Origin of the sequence: Brucella sp., assembly GCF_032066345.1 — a bacterium.
Taxonomy (GTDB): domain Bacteria; phylum Pseudomonadota; class Alphaproteobacteria; order Rhizobiales; family Rhizobiaceae; genus Brucella; species Brucella pseudogrignonensis.
On record NZ_DAMBKZ010000002.1, the window covers coordinates 125,073 to 144,329 of the forward strand.

Consider the following 19,257-nt stretch of genomic DNA (forward strand, 5'->3'; position numbering starts at 1 on the left):
GTTCCCATTTTCATTCAGCACTTCATACCTAGACGGAAAAAAAGCCGGGTGTGAAACCCGGCTTTATCCTTATCCACCTGTTTGTAATATCAGGCTTTGCGGCGTGCATGCAAATGCGCAACGAGACCCACTGTCGAAGCGTCTTTGCCTTCGGCAGACTCAGCACCCGAAACAACTGGAAGAAGCTCGGTTGCAAGTTCCTTGCCAAGCTCCACGCCCCACTGGTCAAACGCATTGATGCCGAAAATCTGCGCTTCCACGAACACGCGATGTTCGTAAAGAGCGATCAGGCGACCAAAGGCAAACGGGTCCAGCTTGTCGTGAACAAGGGTGAGCGACGGACGATTGCCGGAGAATACGCGATGCGGTGCAATGCGTTCGACTTCCGCTTCGGGCAACTTCTTAGACTCGAGCTGAGCACGGGCTTCATCAAGCGTGCGGCCCTTCATCAAGGCTTCCGACTGCGCAAGGCAGTTAGCGAGTAGCATTTCATGCTGATGATCGAGATGCTTTTCATGGCCCTTTGCCGCAACGATGAATTCGAGCGGAATGGTGTCGGTGCCCTGATGCAGCAGCTGGAAGAAAGCGTGCTGGCCATTCGTACCAGGCTCACCCCAGACAACCGGACCCGTTGGGCCGGAAACAGGCTTGCCGTCAACCGTCACGCTCTTGCCGTTCGATTCCATGTCGAGCTGCTGGAGATAGGCTGGAACACGCGCCAAACGCTGATCATAAGGAATGACAGCGCGGCTGGAATAATCGCAGATAGCGCGGTGCCAATAGCCGATAAGACCCAGCCAGATTGGCAGGTTCTTTTCCAGCGGTGCATCACGGAAATGCACGTCCATCGAGTGCGCGCCCGCAAGGAACTTGCGGAAATTATCTGCACCGATAGCGATCATCACTGGCAGACCAATCGCCGACCAGACCGAATAACGACCACCGACCCAATCCCAGAAACCAAAGACGCGCTCTTCGCCGATACCGAATGCGGCAACCTTATCAAGCGCGGTTGAGACGGCAGCAAAATGTGCGCCAACGGCATCTTCGCCCAACGCATCCGCAATCCATTTGCGTGCAGTCTGCGCGTTGGTCATGGTCTCGATGGTGGTGAAGGTCTTCGACGCGACGATGATCAGCGTCGTTGCCGGATCAAGCACATTGAGCGTGTCGGCAATATGCGCGCCATCGATGTTCGACACATAATGAGCGCGTGGGCCATCATGGTAAGGCGAAAGCGCAATCGTCGCCATAACAGGACCAAGATCGGAACCGCCGATACCAATATTGACGATGTCGGTGATCTTCTTGCCTGTCGCACCCTTGATGGAGCCGGAGCGGATGCCATCGGAGAAGGCAGCCATACGGTCGAACACTTCCTTCACGTCCGGCAGGACGTTGTGGCCATCGACCAGCACTTCTTTCGACGTGGTGTCGCGAAGGGCCACATGCAGAACAGCGCGATCTTCGGTGTTGTTGATGTGCTCACCTGCAAACATTGCAGCACGACGGCCTTCAACATCGGCCGCCTCAGCAAGTTCAGTCAAAAGTGCAACCGTCTCATCATTGACGCGGGCCTTCGACCAGTCAAACAGCAGATCGTCAAGCGACAGCGAATAGCGCTCAAAACGGCCCGGATCGGCTTTGAATGCGGCACGCATGTCTTTTGGTGCAGATTCCGCCCAATGTTTCTTCAGCTTTGCGACCGTTGCTTCAAGCTTCGCCGTGTCTCTTGCCATGATGGTACTCCCAGTCAATCAAATCGATTTAATTGCGGATAATTAAGCAGTTTATTCGAGAAATGCATCCGTTAAATTACAGAAATTTTCCTTTTGATGTGGTTCCATATATGCATATGCATCAATTTAGGTTGATCAGGAGTTTAGTCAAAGCATGGACCTCGTCGGAGAAGAGAGAATTAGTGCACCCCGGCAGGCCGTCTGGGACGCACTCAACGACATCGAAACGCTGAAAAACTGCATTCCCGGCTGCGAAGATCTGGAGCGTCTGACTGAAACAGAAATTCGAGCCGCGCTGAAAGTCAGCCTCGGAGTGATCAAAGTGCGTTTCCACGGAATGCTTGAACTTTCCAACATGAACCCGCCCGCCTCCTATACGATCTCGGGGCGCGGTGAAGGCTCTATTGCCGGCTTTGCGCATGGCGACACCGACGTAACTCTGACTGAAGATGGTAATGACACGATCCTGAGCTACGTGATCCGTGGCGATGCCGGTGGCAAGATCGCGCAACTTGGGTCGAAACTTCTCGGTTCGGTCGCACGCAAGATTGCGGATCGCTTCTTTGCCAATATCGGTGCTGCGGCGGCACAAAATGCCGCTGCAAAAACGGCATAATTTCATTCCAAGATGGTATGAGAATAGATGGGAAAGCGTTTTTGCTTTTCGCCCTTATGAGATAGTCGATAATCCAGCAGCATGATGAAGGCCTATCGGCATGAAACCCAGAGACACCGCGACCTATATTTTCCTAGCCATTGCATGGGGGCTATCGTTCCTCGTGGTGTTGCGCGTGGTCGAAGCCTTTGGCTGGGTTGGTGCGGTTGCCTTCCGCTCCTTCATTGCCGCAGGAACACTGTTTGCAATCGCCAAACTTTCCGGGCGTAAGCTTGATTTTCACGCTGGCTGGAAACCCTTTGCCGTTGTTGGTGCAACCACCGTTGCGGGCCAGTTGATCGGCCTTTCCTACGGTACACCACTCATTGGAACAGCGATGGCCGCGATCTGCGTTGCATCCATTCCGCTTTTCTCGATGGTCATCAGCCAGCTCTGGGGGCTTGAGCGCATTACATCACGCGGCCTGATCGGCCTGCTGCTTGGTGTCACCGGCATCGTGCTGCTGGTCGGCTTCCCGGCAGTTGCGGTTACGCCTGAATTTATCATGGGCTGTGTTGCTGTGCTTTTCTCCTGCTTCTCGGCAGCTTTCGGCAGCAATTATGCCAGCCGCCGCCTGTCAGGCACCGGCTCATGGGAAACCACCATTGGCGCATTCGTCTTTGGCGGCATCCTGACTTTGCCACTGATCGTTGCCATCCCTGTACCAGCTATGCCGGGACTTGTTGACTTCATCTACCTGCTGATCTCGGCCTGTGTGATGAGCGCCCTCACCTATGTGCTTTATTTCAGACTGGTCGGAAATGTCGGACCAACAAAAGCCATTAGCGTCGAATTTGCAGTCACGGTGATTGCGGTTCTCGTTGGTGCGGTGTTCCTGAAAGAACAGCTCTCCCTCATCCAGTTTGTCGGTGCTGCCGTGATCATCGCTGGCTGTGCGCTGGTGCTAAGCTCACGCCCTGCCCTTCCTAAAGAAGCCGAAGCTTTCCCGGGCGCTGAGACAGACGAAACCTCTGACAACAATATTATCAAGTCAGAGACAATCTGATTTTATACTCCCATCAAGTTACAAAGGCCCGTGCTTTCAAAGCCGGGCCTTTTCTACATTTGTAGTGCCTAAAAGTCATAAATTGACCAGATGATAAAAAATTTGACCTTCCGTAAAAATCTGTCATCCTGTCATTAACGGGCATCACGCGACGATAAAGATCGCAGCCCGGAACAGAGTTCAAGGTGCGCAAAGGGAACCCGCGCCTTAACAAGCAAAAATGGGAGATGCGATCGATGAGATCAGCAGAGAATTCGCCTATTGATGCAATTGATAATCCGGGACACGCGAACGGGCCTGATATCCATGGCTCACGGCTGGAAAAGGCCGACTATGCGCATGTTTTCGATGATCTGCATCCGCCGCTCAACAAGCACGAAGCCCTCGTTGAATCCGACCGCTGCTATTATTGCTATGATGCGCCTTGCATGAATGCATGTCCGACCAGCATCGACATTCCGCGTTTCATTCGCCAGATCAATACCGGCAATGCTATCGGTGCGGCAAAGACCATTCTTTCAGAAAACATTCTGGGCGGCATGTGCGCCCGCGTCTGCCCGACCGAAACGCTCTGCGAAGAAGTGTGTGTTCGCGAAACTTCGGAAGGTAAGCCGGTCAAGATTGGCGAATTGCAGCGTTATGCCACCGATGTTCTGATGGAAACCGGCAATCACCCATTCAAGCGCGCACCTGATACCGGTAAGCACATCGCCATTGTTGGCGCGGGTCCAGCGGGTCTTTCTGCGGCGCACCGCCTTGCGATGCTTGGGTCTAGGGTGACGATTTTTGAAGCGCACCCCAAGGGCGGCGGTCTTAATGAATATGGTATTGCCGCCTATAAGACGGTCAATAATTTTGCCCAGCGCGAACTGGAATTTGTGCTGAAAATCGGCGCGATCAACATCGAGTATAACCAGACACTCGGTCAGGACATCACGATTGAAGCGCTCAGGGCCGGCTATGATGCGGTGTTCCTCGGCATGGGAATGCCCGGCGTGAATGATCTGGGACTTGTTGGCGAAGACGCGCCCAACGTGATCGATGCCGTTGATTATATCGCCAATCTACGTCAGGCAAAAGACCTCGCGTCTCTGCCTGTTGGCCGTAATGTTGTGGTTATCGGTGGCGGCATGACCGCAGTGGACGTTGCCATCCAGACCAAGAAGCTCGGCGCTGAAAACGTGACAATCGTTTATCGTCGCGGTCAGGAAAGCATGAATGCCAGCGCCTATGAACAGGAACTGGCGCAGATTCATGGAGTGGTGATCCGTCACTGGTTGCAGCCACATGCACTTGAGCGGAGCGAAGACGGCACGGTGAATGCGGTTGTGTTTGAATATACCAATGCCGATAGCGGCAAGCTTTCCGGCACCGGCGAGTATCTCATTCTTGAAGCCGATCAGGTCTTCAAGGCTATCGGCCAGAAATTTGAACCGGAGCCAATTGCAGGTTCAGGCATCGGACTCTCCAAAGGACGCATCAGCGTCGATGATGAACGTCGCACATCCGTTGAGGGCATTTGGGCGGGGGGCGACTGCGTTGCAGGTGGACAGGATCTGACCGTTGCATCCGTGGAAGACGGCAAAGTTGCTGCCGAATCGATCCATGCGACGCTGACGAAACGTCCCGAAGCGATTGAAGGCTTTGCCGATGCGGTGCTGTCGGGCGGCGCGCTTCATGCGCCAACTCCGTCTACTCGTGACCGCAGCGTGCCTTTGGGCCAGGAACAGGGCTGAGGAGAGTAAACATGGCTGATCTTTCAACGAACTTCCTCGGCATTAAGTCGCCAAACCCGTTCTGGCTGGCTTCGGCTCCGCCGACTGACAAAGCTTACAATGTCGAGCGTGCTTTCAAGGCTGGTTGGGGTGGCGTGGTCTGGAAAACGCTGGGTTCCGAAGGCCCGCCGGTGGTCAATGTTAATGGTCCGCGCTATGGCGCTATCCATGGCGCTGACCGGCGTCTGCTTGGTCTTAACAATATCGAGCTGATCACCGACCGCCCGCTCGAAGTGAACCTTCGTGAAATGAAAGAAGTGAAGATGCGTTGGCCCGACCGCGCATTGATCGCATCGATCATGGTGCCGTGCGAAGAAGAAGCATGGAAAGCCATTCTGCCACTGGTGGAAGAAACCGGCGCTGACGGCATCGAACTGAACTTCGGTTGTCCGCACGGCATGAGCGAACGCGGCATGGGTGCGGCCGTCGGTCAGGTGCCGGAATATGTCGGCATGGTTGTGAAATGGTGCAAGCAATATAGTCGTATGCCGGTGATCACCAAGCTGACACCAAACATCACCGATATCCGCAAACCTGCACGCGGCGCAAAGGCCAATGGCACCGATGCTGTATCGCTGATCAACACGATCAATTCCATTGTGTCGGTCGATCTCGACAGCATGTCGCCGGTTCCGTCCATTGACGGTCGCGGCAGCCACGGCGGTTATTGCGGACCGGCGGTCAAGCCGATTGCGCTGAACATGGTGGCGGAAATTGCACGCGATCCTGAAACCTATGGCCTGCCGATTTCAGGCATTGGCGGCATTACCACATGGCGCGATGCGGCTGAATTTATCGCGCTCGGCTGCGGCACCGTTCAGGTCTGCACCGCTGCAATGACTTATGGCTTCAAGGTCGTTGAAGAAATGATTGATGGTCTTTCCGACTGGATGGACAGCAAAGGCTATCAGACGCTTGATGATTTCCGCGGCATGGCCGTGGGACATGTCAGTGACTGGCAGTATCTCAACCTCAATTATGTCACCAAGGCACGTATTGATCAGGATTCCTGCATCAAGTGCGGTCGTTGCCATATTGCCTGCGAAGACACCTCACATCAGGCAATCACCAATCTGGTGAATGGTGCGCGGCACTTTGAGGTGATCGATGAGGAATGCGTTGGTTGCAATCTTTGCGTCAATGTCTGCCCGGTCGAAGATTGCATCACCATGGAGCAGATCGGCGATTTCGATCCGCGCACCAAGGCACCTATCCCGGCACAATATGCCAACTGGACGACCCATCCGAATAACCCGATGGCTGTAAAAGAAGCCGCAGAGTAAAACAGAAATGCCGGGGAAAACCCCGGCGTTTTATTTTGTGTTGTTCGGTATTAGCGACTAACGCGCATACCTTTTTCCGGCTCGAACACATGGCTCGTTGCTGGATCAACCGCAATGGTCAGCACATCACCCGGACGTACTGTCAGGCGTTCGCGGAACAGGCAGGTGACTGGCTGGTCGCCGAGCTTGCCCATGACCATGATTTCCGAACCGGTCGGCTCAACGATTTCAACTGTGACCGGCACGCCGTTATCGGCAATCTTCATATGCTCAGGGCGCATACCATAAACAGCCTTGCCCGAAAGACTTGCATAATCGCCTTGAGGCAGCGCCATACGGAAGCCGCCATCTGCCACAAACGAACCTTCCTCGATCTTGCCATTGACGAAGTTCATCGATGGCGAGCCGATAAAGCCCGCGACAAACATATTGGCCGGACGATCATAGAGATCGAGCGGCGCACCGATCTGCTCCACCAGACCATCGCGCATGACGACGATCTTGTCTGCCATGGTCATGGCTTCGATCTGATCGTGGGTCACATAAATCGTGGTGGTCTTCAGACGCTGATGCAGCCCCTTGATCTCGCCGCGCATCTGCACGCGCAGCTTGGCATCGAGATTGGACAGCGGTTCGTCAAACAGAAACACCTGTGGATCGCGAACAATCGCACGGCCCATGGCTACACGCTGACGCTGACCGCCGGAAAGCTGGCGCGGAAAGCGGTCGAGCAGCTTATTGAGGCCGAGGATTTCGGCTGCACGATTAACGCGGCTGTCGCGTTCTTCTTTCGGCGCGTTTTTCAGCATGAGCGCGAAGCCCATATTGTCGGCAACCGTCATATGCGGATAGAGCGCATAATTCTGGAACACCATGGCGATATCGCGTTCCTTGGCGCGCAGGTCATTGACCACACGCGGACCAATGGCGATTTCACCATCGCTGATTTCCTCAAGTCCTGCGATCATGCGCAGGAGCGTGGATTTTCCGCAGCCCGAAGGGCCGACGAGTACGACAAATTCGCCGTCTTCAATATTGACTGACACGCCATGCAGAACGCCGACATTGCCATATTTCTTGATTGCATTTCGGATGGATACAGATGCCATCTTAAACCTCAACTCTTATTTGACGGCGCCTGCTGTCAGACCTGCAACGATCTGGCGCTGTGCGAATACGGTTAGCAACAGGACCGGCAATGTGACCACAAGGGCTGCAGCTGCAAGCGGACCCCAGCTGACCTGTTCAAAGGACAGCATGTTGTAAACTGCGACCGGCAGGGTGCGTGTCTCGCGGCTTGCAAGCACGATGCCGAAAACGAAATTGTTCCACGAGAAGATCACCGCAAGGATGAGCGACACCACAACGCCGGGCTTAGCAATCGGGAGTGCCACCTTCATGAACACCTGCCACGAGGAAGCACCATCGATAATGGCTGCTTCTTCAAGCTCCATCGGTGTTGTCTCGAAATAGCCGATCATGATCCAAATCACGATTGGAACGGTGACGACCAGATGGATGATGATCTGTGGCCAGAGCGTGCCGAGAAGGCCGAGCGTCTGGAACAACAGGAATAGCGGGATCAGGTAAGACAGGCCCGGTGTCATACGCGCAATCATGATGACGATTGCCGACTTGTTGGCACGCAGTCGCGCAATGCCGTAGCCTGCCGGAACGCCGACAATCAATGCCAGCAAGGTCGCGGTTCCTGTGACCAGAAGACTGTTCCAGAAATAGAGCAGGAAGTCATTGGTCTCGAAAATCCCGGTATAGTTTGACCATGCTATGCGGTCAGGGATCAGGATAGGCGGATAAGCACCGTTGTCGATTTCATACTTCAACGAAAGCGACAGCATCCAGACGAAGAAGAAGATTGCAGGCGACACGATGACGAACACCACGAGTGCCGTGCCAAGCTTTGAAAGAATAGACTTGCTTGCCATGACCTGTCCTCAGCTGTTCCACTTGGTCCGCTGGCGCAGCGCCAGAAGGATCATCGACATGGCGATAATGACAATAAAGAACACCACAGCAATCGCCGAGCCGTAACCAATGTCATAGTAAGAAAACGCCACATTATAGAGATAGATATTGATGGTTTCCGATGCCGTTCCTGGACCGCCTTGCGTCATTGCAAAGATGATGTCGAAGCTTTTCAGCGCATCAATCGAGCGGATGATAATGGCAACCATGATAAATGGCAGGATCATCGGAAGCGTGATGTAACGGAATTTCTGCCAGCCATTGGCGCCATCAATTTCCGCGCTTTCAAACGGATCGCGCGGCATGGATGCAAGGCCACCCAGCACGATCAGCATGACCAGCGGCGTCCACTGCCAGGTTTCAACAGCAACCAACGACGGGATAACCGTGCTCTGATTGAAGATCCATTCCTGCGGCGGAATGCCGATCAGCGACAGGAGATAGTTCAGCACACCCAGCTGTGGGTGATACATCATCGTCCAAACCAGCGCGACCGCAACCGGTGTTGCCATCATCGGCATGACGAAGATGCCGCGCAGCAGCCCACGCATGGGCAATTTGCTGTCAAACACCAGCGCTGCAATCGTACCCAATATCATCGGGGCCACGACGGACAGAACCGTGTAAACAACCGTGTGCCACATGGATTCCCAGAAGCGCATATCGGTCGCAAGACGCAGATAATTGTCAAAACCGACAAAGCTCTGCTCGCCGCCAAGCTGCCACTGGTTGGTACTCATCCAGAGTGTAAACACCCATGGGAAGACGATCACCGCCCCGACAGTGATCAAGGCAGGAAGAACAAACGGCCAGTAGCTCGGCCGCAGACGGTTTGTGGCCGCCTTGGTGGAGGAAGCTGCTTTTGCAGCAGCTCCCGTTTTTGCTCCTATCGGGGCGGCAGATGTCATTTTCCTTCGCTCCGTGCGAGGACCGGACGGAATTCTTCCGTCGCGCGTTTCATTTCAGCTTCTGCGTCTGCACCATTGAGAAGATTGGTGAGGCCAACACCGATAATGTCGCGGAATTCCGTGACAGGCACGATGACCGGCAGGCAGAGCTGGCTGATTGGTGCAGATTTCGAGAGAGCTTCAACCCAGCCTTCCGGCATGGTGACACCCTTACGCACATCTGCATCGTCGATGATCGACTTGCGGAACGGAACGCCCGATCCCGACTGCAACAGGCGAGCACCCATTTCCTTGGAAATGGCCCACTGGCAGTAAAGATATGCGGCTTCCTTGTTCTGGGAGGCTTCGGTCACGCCGATGCCATCACCTGTCGTTGGCGCTGCCTGTGCATTCGGGCCTGCTGGCATGACGCCATAGCCAACCTTGCCGACAACGCGCGACTTGTTCGGATCTTCAAGCGGCGGTGCGAAACCAATACCGTCGAGCCACATACCAACGCGACCCTGCAGGAAGTTCGACTGGCATTCAGCCCAGTTGAAGCCTGCAACACCGGGAGGTGCCGATTTGGTCATCAGACGCTGATAGAGCTTGGCTGCTTCAATACCTTCGGCCGAATCCGTCTGCAGGTCGCCGTCCGCATCAACCGACTGCTTGCCATAGCCGAGCAGAAGGCTGGTATAGACCGGTGCATTGGCATTCTTCATGCCGCGCGCGACGAAACCATATGTATTTGTCGATGGATCGGTAAGCGCTTCTGCCGCTGCAACCAGCTCTTCGAAGGTCTTCGGGAATTCGATACCCTTGGCGGCAAAGAGTTCCTTGTTCCAGTAGATGATCCAGTAATCGACCGAGAATGGCAGTGCGCCGAAGCGGCCATTGGCATCCTTAGCGAAGGTTAGGCCGGCGCTTGCGAAATCATCTTCGGTGAGCGACGCATCGGTCAGCGTCGGGTCTTTCAGGAACGGATTGAGATCGGCAAGCCAGCCGCCCTTTTCAAACTGGCGCTTCTGAACGTGATAGCTGATATGGATGACGTCGAAGCTCGGACGACCGGAAGTCAGCTCGATCACGGCCTTCTGGCGCTGCTGCTGTTCTGGCATCTGTTCGGAATTAACCTTGATGCCAGTCAGCTCTTCGAATTCCTTTTGATATTTCTGAAGGATTTCACCGCGCGGACTTTTGATGAGATTAACTTCGAGCGTTGTGCCCGCATATTTCTTCCAGTCGACACCCGACTGCGCGAAAGATGGGCTGATGCCTGTTACACCTGAGGCGGCGATGGCCGCTGTTCCCGCCAGAAACTGGCGACGTGTTGGACGTAATAGATTCATTACATGCTCCTCCCCTTAGGCCTTCCTGGCCCATTGATTCCTTCAACCCGGCAACTCCTCTTGCCCGGTCTCGGTTGTTAAATCTGCAAAGCCAGCTTCCGTGCATTATTGATGTGAACGGCGATGGCATCCATAGCGGTCTGCGGGTCTCGGGTCTCGATTGCACTCAGCACAGAAAGATGTTCTTGCATGACCGGGATAACGCGTCCGGTGATACGGAAGCGCTCCTGATTAATCAGACGCATCTTGATCGTATTGGTCTGATAGGCACGCCAGATGATTTCATTATCGAGTGAGCCGACAATCGTATCATGCATGCTCCAGTCGATATTCTGTGCCTGCTCTTCGAGCTCCGGCGTTTCGCCTTCGCTCATCGCGCGGTTGAGCGTATCTTCATGGGCAGCACGCAGCGAGCGCAGCAATTCATCGGAAGCCGACTGGCAGAAAATCGCGATCGACTCCTTTTCGATGAAAAGGCGAAACTGAAACGCTTCACGGATCAAATTAAGATCGATATGGGCGATCTGGAGCCCGCGCTGCGGCACAGTCTTGATTAGACCTTCCGCTTCAAGGCGCGGGATCAGTTCGCGGATCGCACCCAGCGGCAAGCCCGTCATGGTGACGAGCTGGCGCTGCGAAACGAACTGGCCCGGATGAAAATCACGCGCCAGCAAATGCTGGGTGAAGCTCTGATAAGCCTTATCCCGCAATTTTACCGGTTCGTTGTGATCGTCCACCAAAGCCATTCCCTTTTTTGTTATCGAGGCTTATGCCGCGATTAAGCCGCTTTTGCCAGATGCAAACGGTCGAATACACTACCAATCGCATCGAAATCCGCGTCATTGAGTGAAATCAGCGGCGCGCGCACGCGACGCCATTCCTTGTCACCCGTATGACGCGCAACCATGGCCTTGACCGCAGGCGTTACCGGATAGTTCAGCAGCTGCTGCACGGCACCAACAAGTTCAGCATCATCCTGACCGTCATTGACCATGCGCAAAAGACGATCCGGGAACAGATTGGCCATGCCTGAAATCGCACCTTGTCCGCCAAGACGTACACCGGCAGCAAGATCACGTTCATCGCCGATAAGGATCGCAATATCTTTGTGGGCTGCAAGCAGCTTTTCCGTATAGGCCCAGGTGCCGGAAGAATCCTTCACGCCGGTGATGATGGCACCAAAAGCAGCACGAAGACGACTGATGAGATCGACCGACAATTCAACCGCTGTCACCGATGGAATATTGTAGAGAATGATGCTGCGCGCATCTTCGCCCAAACCTTTGAAGACAGACGAGAACCAGTTGAACAGACCTTCTTCGGAGAGGTTTTTAAAATAGGAAGGCGGAGCCAGAAGAATGGCCTTGCAACCGCGACGCAGCGCATCGGCCGACTGAAGGACCGCGTCGGCAACCGAATTTTCCATGACGCCGACAACAATGTTGGAAGCCGGGAAGCCGCGTGCGATAAATGCATCGAGAAGAGCAGCGCGTTCAGCATCGGCAATCGACGAACCTTCGCCAGTGGTGCCAAACAAGGTGACGCTTGAGCAGCCATTATCGAGGCGCGCGCGAGCATGTTTCAGCGCACGGCTGACATCGATTTTGCCATCAGCATCGAATGGCGTGGTAAGCGCTGCAGAGAGCCCGAAGCGCTCCTGCTCAGAATGATTATGTGCCAAAACTGGCTCCTCCCAAGTTTGAACTTTAAGTTTGCACATACTAACATGTTAGTAAAGAGTCAATTCGTGTTCAGTGTGCATTCGGATGATTTTGGGAGAGCGTGGGAGAACTCGGAGTTCGGTAAGTTTGGCTCGGCCCAGAACGCCGGCATGCGCTGCCCTCACCCTTTCAGGCAGCACTTCACACCGGCTCAGGATGAGGAAGGTCTACGATTGAAACCCAGCTTATCGGGCTGGAACAATACCGGTTTCGATGAAGGAAACAACTTCATCCTGGCTTGGAGAACCGGCACGTCCACCAAAGCGCGCGCATTTGATGGCGGCAGCGGCATTGGCAAAGCTGATGATGTCAGTCATCTCCTTGCCCGCAACAAGACCATGCGCAAAAACACCGTGGAAGACGTCGCCCGCAGCCAGCGTATCCACAGCATCGACTTTGAAACCCGCCACATGGGAAACAGGCTTGCCAGCACCTTCCGCCCAATAGCAGCCATCTGCGCCAGCCGTGACAGATGTGAAAACATCATAGCGATTGCTGAGAATACGGACACATTCACGCAAATCCGTCGTGCCCGTGACGCTGATTGCGGCTGGTTCCGATGCAACAATATGAGTTGCAAGCGGTAGCAGCGTTTCCAACAGTTCGACGGGTGCGGTATCGGCATCCAGAATAGCCGGAATACCTGCATCGCGCGCAGCACTTAGTGCTGTTTCAGCAGCCCATGGCCAGCGCACATCGGTCATAACAGCCGCATAGGTTCCAGCTGCAATCGGCGGCACCGGATCAGACGGACTTGCAAGCCTGCGATCATAAAACGGCACGATGATGCGTTCGCCATTCGCATCGACGAGGATCGAAGAAAATGCCGTGCGTGCGCCTTCCAGCCGCCGGATATAAGCGCAATCGATGCCTTCGGCTGAAAGCTCTGCGACAGCGCGGTCGCCTACTGAATCAATCCCCGCAGAAGCCCAGAGCGCGACGTTGCCGCCAAGCCGGGCAATCGCAGCCGCTGCACTTGATGCCATGCCAGCTGCGATTTCGACCGCTTCACGCGGCAGATATTTGCCTGCCGCGTGTGGGAGCTCATCAAGGCGGAGAATGGTGTCCATGGTGAGAGCACCAACGCAGAGAATTTTGGAAGTCATGATTAGGAAATGAGACCTTCCGAACGCAGCGTGCTCCAGAATTCATCCGGGATCGACTGCTCAAACCAGACGACATTCTGCCTGATCTGTTCTGGCGAACGGACACCGATCAGAATGGAGCTGACGGCCTCATGCATCATCGGGAACTGCATGGCGGCAGCGGCGAGCGGCACATGATACGCATCGCAAATATCATGCAGGCGATTGGTACGAGCAACGATTTCAGCAGGCGCGTCGGCATAATCGAACTTCTGTTCGCCGCCGCGCGGTGCGGCCAGAATACCGGAGTTGAACACACCAGCAATCACCAGCGCCATGCCACGCTTTTGCGCCAGCGGCAGGAATTCTTTTTCCGACACCTGATCGAGCAGCGAATAACGCCCGGCCAACAGCGAGCAATCAAGATCAGCCTCTTCAAGCGCATCACGAATGATCTGCCATTCGTTCACACCAAGACCGAAGCCCTTGATATTGCCTGCCGCGCGCAACTCAGTCAGCGCACGGAAACCACCACCCTTGGTCAGCGCGTTCCAGTGAAACTCGTGTCTGTCGGCATGGGTCACGCGGCCAATGTCGTGAACATAGAGAAGATCAATTTCAGGAAAGCCCAGACGCTGTTGGCTGTCATCGAAGCTGCGCATGACGCCGTCATAGCTATAGTCAAAGACCTCACGGAAATTGAGGCCATTATGCCAGCCCGAATCGAGTGGATTCTTTGGCGGCGCTGGCGGCAAAGTGCGACCAGCGCGCTCATTGGTCATCAGGCGTCCGACCTTGGTGGAGACAACCGCACGTTCGCTTTTTTCGCGCAGCATATCGCCAAGCAAATGTTCGCAACGGCCATAGCCATACATCGGTGCGCTGTCGAAATAGCGAATACCGCTGTCCCAACCAGCTTCCAGCAATGCGTCTGCGTCAGCACGCGAAACAGGCGCATAAAGTCCACCCAAAGGTGCTGTTCCCAGACCAAGCGCGGTTACCGTCAGACCAGTACGGCCAAGCGTCCGCTTCTCGGATGCCTTCAGATGCATGGGTATCTCCTCAATCACAGCACGCAACATGCCGTACTCCATTTTCACCGCGTCTTATCCAAAAACCGTTTCACACTTTTTGGGACGCGCCGCCTTTTTCACCGCGTCTTATCCAAAAACTGCTTCGCACTTTTTGGGACGCGCTGCCTCTTCCCGCGATTGATAGGAGCAAGTTTGCCGAAGCGCAATCGGAAAAGCATACACATGCAAACAGCATATTCACGCACAAATAGATCATTTACCTGGGCATAAAAGCAGGACGGTGCAGAAATTCTGCATTTAATATCAATAGGATAATTCACAAACCCCGACCACTATCCCGTAAAAACCTTAATCATCACCCGCTTGACAACGCCGATTTCCCGTCGATATTAGTATGATGTCAGACCAATTTTAGAACCAATAAGGGGATGCGGCCTGACGTCATTCGAACTGCCGCATAACTGAAAAATGAAAACTCAGAGCAATGCCGCAAATTCCGATGCACGAAGCCAGTGGGAGATGGCGGAATGAAAGATCGCAGGCTGCTGCAGATTGCACCACTACCGCCGATGGATCGCGCCCGGCAGGTAACGGATGCGCTCGCAACCTATATCCAGACCGCTCAGCTTCAGGCCGGAGATCGCCTTCCCGCCGAACGTGAATTGATGACCGCGCTGGCCGTGGGGCGCTCCACCATTCGCGAAGCAATCCGACACTTTCAGGCGCTGGGTGTGATCGAAGCCCGTAAAGGCAGCGGCACCTATCTGCTCAAGCCGGTTTCGGCGGCAACCATTCATATGCCGCTTTCATTCGATCCTGCGCAATTGCGTGATGCTTTGCTGCAATCGCTTGAAGTACGCCGTGGCATCGAAGCCGAGGCCAGCATGGTCGCCGCCCGCAAACGCACGGCTGAAGATCTCGTCATCATCGAACGCAACCTCAATGAGATGGAGCGCGTTCATATCGCTGAAGGCACGTCTGGCCCGGAAGATCTGGCGTTTCACCTGGCCATTTACGACGCGACCCATAATCCGCTTTTCAGACAATTGCTCGAACAGATGCGCGAAGCCTTCTTGCACTTCTGGGATCATCCGTTCGAGCGGATCGACTTCGCGCGGCGAACCTTTCCGTTCCACCGCACGCTCTTTAACGCCATCGTGGCTCAGGACCCTGAAGCCGCTCGGCAGGAAACACTCAAGATCCTCGACATTGTCGAGGAAGACATCAAGGAAATGTCCAAATGACCGACGGGATGGATCCGCTGGATTTCGCAGCGCTTACGGTTGCCCATGATGAAGGCAATGCATACGACGCCGTGGTTCCGCCCATCGTGCAGACTTCGCTTTTCACCTTCCCAAGCTATGACGACATGGTAGCCTCCTATCGCGGCGAAAAGGTTCGCCCGATCTACACGCGCGGCCTGAACCCGACCGTGCGGGCATTTGAAGAAATGCTGGCGAAACTTGAAGGCGGCGAAGACGCGCTGGGGTTTGCCAGCGGCATGGCTGCGATCTCCTCAAGTGTTCTGGCATTTGTTAAGCCGGGTGATCGCATTGTTGCCGTGCGCCATGTCTATCCAGATGCGTTCCGCCTGTTCGGCACCATTATGAAGCGCATGCAGGTGCAGGTAGACTACGTCGACGGCCGCGACGAAGAAGCGGTCGCGAAAGCCCTGCCCGGTGCAAAGCTCTTCTATATGGAAAGCCCTACGAGCTGGGTTATGGAAGCCCATGATGTCGGTGCCTTGGCAACGATTGCCAAGCAGCATGGCGTGTTGAGCATCATCGATAACAGCTGGGCCAGCCCGATCTTCCAACGCCCGCTGTCGCTTGGCGTTGATCTTGTCGTGCATTCGGCATCGAAATATCTTGGCGGCCATAGCGATGTCGTGGCCGGTGTCGTGACCGGCTCGAAAGAGCTGATCAATGCAATCCGCGCAGAAACATATCCATATCTTGGCGGCAAGCTTTCACCATTTGATGCGTGGCTTCTGGTGCGTGGTATGCGCACCTTGCCGACGCGCATGAAGGCGCATGAGGCTTCGGCACTGGAAATTGCAAAGCGTCTTCAGGCGCTGGATGTGGTTGAGACCGTCTGCCACCCGGCACTTGCCAATCGTCTGCCTGCGGGCCTCAAGGGTACGTCCGGTCTGTTCTCGGTCATCTTCCGGGAAGGCGTGAACATTCGCGAATTCTGCAATCATCTCGATCTGTTCAAGCTCGGCGTGAGCTGGGGCGGACATGAAAGCCTGATCGTGCCAGGCGAAGTCGTGCTGCAGCAGAAAGCACAGCCAAATTCAGCACATACGTTCGGCATCGACCCGCGCTCCGTGCGCCTGCATGTCGGACTGGAAGGAACGGAAGCGCTGTGGCGGGATATTGAAGGAGCGCTCACAGCATCGACCGAATAACGAAAATCTAGTGAGGAGCAATAAGGGGAACTGCAATGAAAAAACTAATAGCAGCCGCATTCGCAACCATGCTTTTGAGCGGTACGGCACTTGCCGATACCACTCTGAAGCTTGTTGAAGTCATCACCAGCCCGGAGCGCACTAAGACGCTTGAATCCATCGTTGCCAAGTTTGAGGCAGCCAATCCGGGCACCAAGGTCGAGATCATCTCGCTGCCATGGGGCGAATCCTTCCAGAAATTCGCAACCATGGTTTCGGCTGGTGAAATTCCTGACGTCATGGAAATGCCCGACACCTGGGTTTCGCTCTATGCCAATAACGGGATGCTGGAAAGCCTCGAGCCATATCTTGAAAAGTGGGAAACCACACCAGACCTGACCGAGCGCGCGCTTGAACTTGGCCGCAGCGTCAAGAACACAGCCTATACGCTGCCTTACGGCTTCTATCTGAACGCCATGTTCTACAACAAGAAGCTGCTGTCTGAGGCTGGTGTGTCCGAGCCACCGAAGACGATGGACGAATTTGTCGAAGCCTCCAAGAAGATTGCCGCTCTTCCCGGCAAGTCCGGGTTCTGTATGCGTGGTGGCCCCGGCGGCCTCAATGGCTGGGTGATTTTTGCTGCATCCATGGCCGGTGACAATAAGTTCTTCAACGAAGACGGCACCTCGACCATGAACAGCGAAGGCTGGAAAAAGGGCATCACCTGGATGGTCGATCTCTACAAGAACGGCCTTGCACCGAAGGACAGCGTCAACTGGGGCTTCAACGAAACCGTTGCCGGTTTCTATAGCGGCACCTGCGCCTTCCTCAACCAAGACCCGGATGCGCTGATCGCCATTGCCGAACGCATGAAGCCGGAAGATTTCGGCGTTGCCATCATGCCAAAGGGCCCGGCTGGCAAGACCTTCCCAACCATCGGCTTTGCCGGCTGGTCGATGATGAGCGGCAGCCAGAACAAGGACCTCTCCTGGAAGCTGATCTCGATGCTTGAAGGCCCGGAAGGCAACATCGAATGGAACAAGCGCACCGGTGCCTTGCCGGTTCTCAAATCCGCTCAGAACGATCCGTTCTATAGCGGCGAGCAGTTCAAGGGCTGGTTCGATGAACTGGCTGACAAGAATGTCGTTCCAACCGTCATGCCGACCTATCTGGAAGAATTTGCATTCTTCAAGGATTCGCTCGTCATCAAGACCTCGCAGGAAGCGCTTCTCGGCGACATCACGCCAGATCAGCTGGCCGACCAGTGGGCAGAATATCTGACCAAGGCACAGCAGAAGCACCTTTCAAAGCAATAGCAACATGAACAGCTTGCAGGCGTGGAACAGCCACGCCTGCAAAGCGAATGATGCAGCCCCGCGAAGGGAAAAATGATGAACGACACCGCTTCCATAAAGGCCCCGGTGCCCAACGACGTGCCAAAGCAGGATCGCCGCAGTTTTCTGCAGCGACTTGCGCACGCCTCCGAACCTTATCTCTACAGTGCCCCCGCACTGATCCTCATCGGCGCCGTCATGCTGGTTCCGCTGATCCTCGGCGTCTCCTATGCCTTTCGCGACATTCAGTTGCTCAACCCGTTTTCGGGTGGCTATGTGGGGCTTGATCATTTCCGCGAACTTGCGACCGATCAGGCTTTCTATCGTTCCTTAAAAAATACACTCTGGTGGACCGGTTGCTCGGTGCTGCTGCAATTCGTGTTCGGGCTTATTCTCGCCCTGTTGCTCGACAAGCCATTCGCCGGACGTGGGCTGGCACAGGCGTTGATCTTCCTGCCATGGGCTGTGCCGACTTTCCTCACAGGTCTTAACTTTGCATGGCTTTTTAATCCGGTTATCGGCCCACTGCCGCATTGGCTACATGCAATCGGCATTCTGAGCGCACCAGACAACATTCTGTCCGACCCCAATCTGGCCATGTGGGGTATCATTACCGCCGGTGTGTGGTGGGGTATTCCGTTCTTTGCCATCACCATGCTGGCCGCTTTGCAGGCTATTCCGCGCGATCTTTATGAAGCAGCAGCGATCGATGGCGCTGGCCCCGTCCAGCGTTTTCTCTCAATCACGCTTCCTTACCTTGCGCCAACCATGGCTATCACCATTTTGCTGCGCACCGTCTGGATTGCCAACAGTGCCGACCTGATTGTTGTGATGACCGGCGGTGGCCCTGCCGACCGGACCCAGATCGTCGCCAGCTATATTTTCACGCAGGCCTTCAAACGGCTTGATTTCGGCTATGCCTCGGCGATTGCGATGGTCTTGCTTGTGCTGCTGATGGTCTATTCGATGCTCATCGTGCTGTTGCGCCAGACGCTTCTGAACAAGGATTGAGGC

At 54.9% G+C, this 19,257-nt stretch carries 17 protein-coding genes; 8 read left to right on the plus strand and 9 right to left on the minus strand.

All coding sequences use genetic code 11. The features are described from left to right. Positions 1 to 89: 89 nt before the first annotated feature. Complete coding sequence (gene pgi / locus RT142_RS03125) at positions 90 to 1,739, minus strand: glucose-6-phosphate isomerase (protein ID WP_113158887.1); 1,650 nt, start codon at positions 1,737 to 1,739, stop codon at positions 90 to 92. Between the two features lie 154 nt (positions 1,740 to 1,893). Here pgi and RT142_RS03130 point away from each other — a divergent pair, with 154 nt between their 5' ends. The 4 genes from RT142_RS03130 to preA all read left to right on the plus strand — a co-directional run bounded on the left by RT142_RS03130 (position 1,894) and on the right by preA (position 6,458). After that, positions 1,894 to 2,355, plus strand: coding sequence for an SRPBCC family protein (locus RT142_RS03130; RefSeq protein WP_105518147.1), 462 nt, complete (start codon positions 1,894 to 1,896; stop codon positions 2,353 to 2,355). Between the two features lie 100 nt (positions 2,356 to 2,455). Continuing rightward, entirely contained in the window at positions 2,456 to 3,400 is a 945-nt protein-coding gene (locus RT142_RS03135; RefSeq protein ID WP_313027285.1) for an EamA family transporter, read from the plus strand. A gap of 227 nt (positions 3,401 to 3,627) precedes the next feature. Further along, the gene (locus RT142_RS03140) at positions 3,628 to 5,136 is read left to right on the plus strand and encodes an NAD(P)-dependent oxidoreductase (RefSeq protein ID WP_313027287.1); all 1,509 of its coding nucleotides are present in this window, start codon (positions 3,628 to 3,630) and stop codon (positions 5,134 to 5,136) included. Positions 5,137 to 5,147: 11 nt separating this feature from the next. Further along, the gene (preA, locus tag RT142_RS03145; RefSeq protein WP_007873474.1) at positions 5,148 to 6,458 is read left to right on the plus strand and encodes an NAD-dependent dihydropyrimidine dehydrogenase subunit PreA; all 1,311 of its coding nucleotides are present in this window, start codon (positions 5,148 to 5,150) and stop codon (positions 6,456 to 6,458) included. Between the two features lie 50 nt (positions 6,459 to 6,508). Here preA and RT142_RS03150 read toward each other — a convergent pair whose 3' ends face one another. The 8 genes from RT142_RS03150 to RT142_RS03185 all read right to left on the minus strand — a co-directional run bounded on the left by RT142_RS03150 (position 6,509) and on the right by RT142_RS03185 (position 14,538). Beyond that, positions 6,509 to 7,567, minus strand: coding sequence for an ABC transporter ATP-binding protein (locus tag RT142_RS03150; RefSeq protein ID WP_113158886.1), 1,059 nt, complete (start codon positions 7,565 to 7,567; stop codon positions 6,509 to 6,511). A 15-nt stretch (positions 7,568 to 7,582) separates the two neighbouring features. Then, positions 7,583 to 8,401, minus strand: coding sequence for a carbohydrate ABC transporter permease (locus RT142_RS03155; RefSeq protein WP_007873472.1), 819 nt, complete (start codon positions 8,399 to 8,401; stop codon positions 7,583 to 7,585). A 9-nt stretch (positions 8,402 to 8,410) separates the two neighbouring features. Then, positions 8,411 to 9,349: a sugar ABC transporter permease gene (locus tag RT142_RS03160; RefSeq protein ID WP_313027293.1), complete on the minus strand. Its 939-nt coding sequence runs from the start codon at positions 9,347 to 9,349 to the stop codon at positions 8,411 to 8,413. Further along, the gene (locus RT142_RS03165) at positions 9,346 to 10,680 is read right to left on the minus strand and encodes a sugar ABC transporter substrate-binding protein (RefSeq protein ID WP_313027295.1); all 1,335 of its coding nucleotides are present in this window, start codon (positions 10,678 to 10,680) and stop codon (positions 9,346 to 9,348) included. Before RT142_RS03165 ends, RT142_RS03160 begins: the two co-directional genes overlap by 4 nt. Before the next feature lie 77 nt (positions 10,681 to 10,757). Then, entirely contained in the window at positions 10,758 to 11,417 is a 660-nt protein-coding gene (locus RT142_RS03170; RefSeq protein WP_007873467.1) for a GntR family transcriptional regulator, read from the minus strand. Positions 11,418 to 11,458: 41 nt separating this feature from the next. After that, positions 11,459 to 12,361, minus strand: coding sequence for a dihydrodipicolinate synthase family protein (locus tag RT142_RS03175; RefSeq protein ID WP_313027299.1), 903 nt, complete (start codon positions 12,359 to 12,361; stop codon positions 11,459 to 11,461). A 225-nt stretch (positions 12,362 to 12,586) separates the two neighbouring features. Beyond that, a complete protein-coding gene (locus RT142_RS03180; RefSeq protein ID WP_313027304.1) occupies positions 12,587 to 13,507 on the minus strand; it encodes a PfkB family carbohydrate kinase in 921 nt (306 codons plus the stop codon). A gap of 2 nt (positions 13,508 to 13,509) precedes the next feature. Continuing rightward, positions 13,510 to 14,538, minus strand: a complete 1,029-nt coding sequence (locus RT142_RS03185; RefSeq protein WP_313027306.1) for an aldo/keto reductase — start codon at positions 14,536 to 14,538, stop codon at positions 13,510 to 13,512. 509 nt (positions 14,539 to 15,047) lie between these two features. On the opposite strand from RT142_RS03185, the gene RT142_RS03190 reads away from it, so the two are divergent. The 4 genes from RT142_RS03190 (at position 15,048) to RT142_RS03205 (ending at position 19,254) form a co-directional block, all read left to right on the plus strand. After that, the gene (locus RT142_RS03190; RefSeq protein WP_064320137.1) at positions 15,048 to 15,764 is read left to right on the plus strand and encodes a FadR/GntR family transcriptional regulator; all 717 of its coding nucleotides are present in this window, start codon (positions 15,048 to 15,050) and stop codon (positions 15,762 to 15,764) included. Further along, positions 15,761 to 16,930, plus strand: coding sequence for a PLP-dependent transferase (locus RT142_RS03195; RefSeq protein ID WP_007873461.1), 1,170 nt, complete (start codon positions 15,761 to 15,763; stop codon positions 16,928 to 16,930). Before RT142_RS03190 ends, RT142_RS03195 begins: the two co-directional genes overlap by 4 nt. A gap of 35 nt (positions 16,931 to 16,965) precedes the next feature. Next, entirely contained in the window at positions 16,966 to 18,225 is a 1,260-nt protein-coding gene (locus RT142_RS03200; RefSeq protein ID WP_007873459.1) for an ABC transporter substrate-binding protein, read from the plus strand. Positions 18,226 to 18,300: 75 nt separating this feature from the next. Continuing rightward, entirely contained in the window at positions 18,301 to 19,254 is a 954-nt protein-coding gene (locus RT142_RS03205) for a carbohydrate ABC transporter permease (RefSeq protein WP_064320134.1), read from the plus strand. The last annotated feature ends 3 nt before the right edge of the window (positions 19,255 to 19,257 follow it).

What these genes read in the sequence shown, in the direction of transcription:
- RT142_RS03165 (WP_313027295.1), bottom strand. Translation starts at nt 10,680, where the DNA reads ATGAATCTATTACGTCCAACACGTCGCCAGTTTCTGGCGGGAACAGCG.
- RT142_RS03155 (WP_007873472.1), bottom strand. Translation starts at nt 8,401, where the DNA reads ATGGCAAGCAAGTCTATTCTTTCAAAGCTTGGCACGGCACTCGTGGTG.
- RT142_RS03140 (WP_313027287.1), top strand. Translation starts at nt 3,628, where the DNA reads ATGCGATCGATGAGATCAGCAGAGAATTCGCCTATTGATGCAATTGAT.
- pgi (WP_113158887.1), bottom strand. Translation starts at nt 1,739, where the DNA reads ATGGCAAGAGACACGGCGAAGCTTGAAGCAACGGTCGCAAAGCTGAAG.
- RT142_RS03195 (WP_007873461.1), top strand. Translation starts at nt 15,761, where the DNA reads ATGACCGACGGGATGGATCCGCTGGATTTCGCAGCGCTTACGGTTGCC.
- RT142_RS03130 (WP_105518147.1), top strand. Translation starts at nt 1,894, where the DNA reads ATGGACCTCGTCGGAGAAGAGAGAATTAGTGCACCCCGGCAGGCCGTC.
- RT142_RS03160 (WP_313027293.1), bottom strand. Translation starts at nt 9,349, where the DNA reads ATGACATCTGCCGCCCCGATAGGAGCAAAAACGGGAGCTGCTGCAAAA.
- RT142_RS03180 (WP_313027304.1), bottom strand. Translation starts at nt 13,507, where the DNA reads ATGACTTCCAAAATTCTCTGCGTTGGTGCTCTCACCATGGACACCATT.
- RT142_RS03205 (WP_064320134.1), top strand. Translation starts at nt 18,301, where the DNA reads ATGAACGACACCGCTTCCATAAAGGCCCCGGTGCCCAACGACGTGCCA.
- RT142_RS03190 (WP_064320137.1), top strand. Translation starts at nt 15,048, where the DNA reads ATGAAAGATCGCAGGCTGCTGCAGATTGCACCACTACCGCCGATGGAT.
- RT142_RS03200 (WP_007873459.1), top strand. Translation starts at nt 16,966, where the DNA reads ATGAAAAAACTAATAGCAGCCGCATTCGCAACCATGCTTTTGAGCGGT.
- RT142_RS03185 (WP_313027306.1), bottom strand. Translation starts at nt 14,538, where the DNA reads ATGCATCTGAAGGCATCCGAGAAGCGGACGCTTGGCCGTACTGGTCTG.
- preA (WP_007873474.1), top strand. Translation starts at nt 5,148, where the DNA reads ATGGCTGATCTTTCAACGAACTTCCTCGGCATTAAGTCGCCAAACCCG.
- RT142_RS03150 (WP_113158886.1), bottom strand. Translation starts at nt 7,567, where the DNA reads ATGGCATCTGTATCCATCCGAAATGCAATCAAGAAATATGGCAATGTC.
- RT142_RS03135 (WP_313027285.1), top strand. Translation starts at nt 2,456, where the DNA reads ATGAAACCCAGAGACACCGCGACCTATATTTTCCTAGCCATTGCATGG.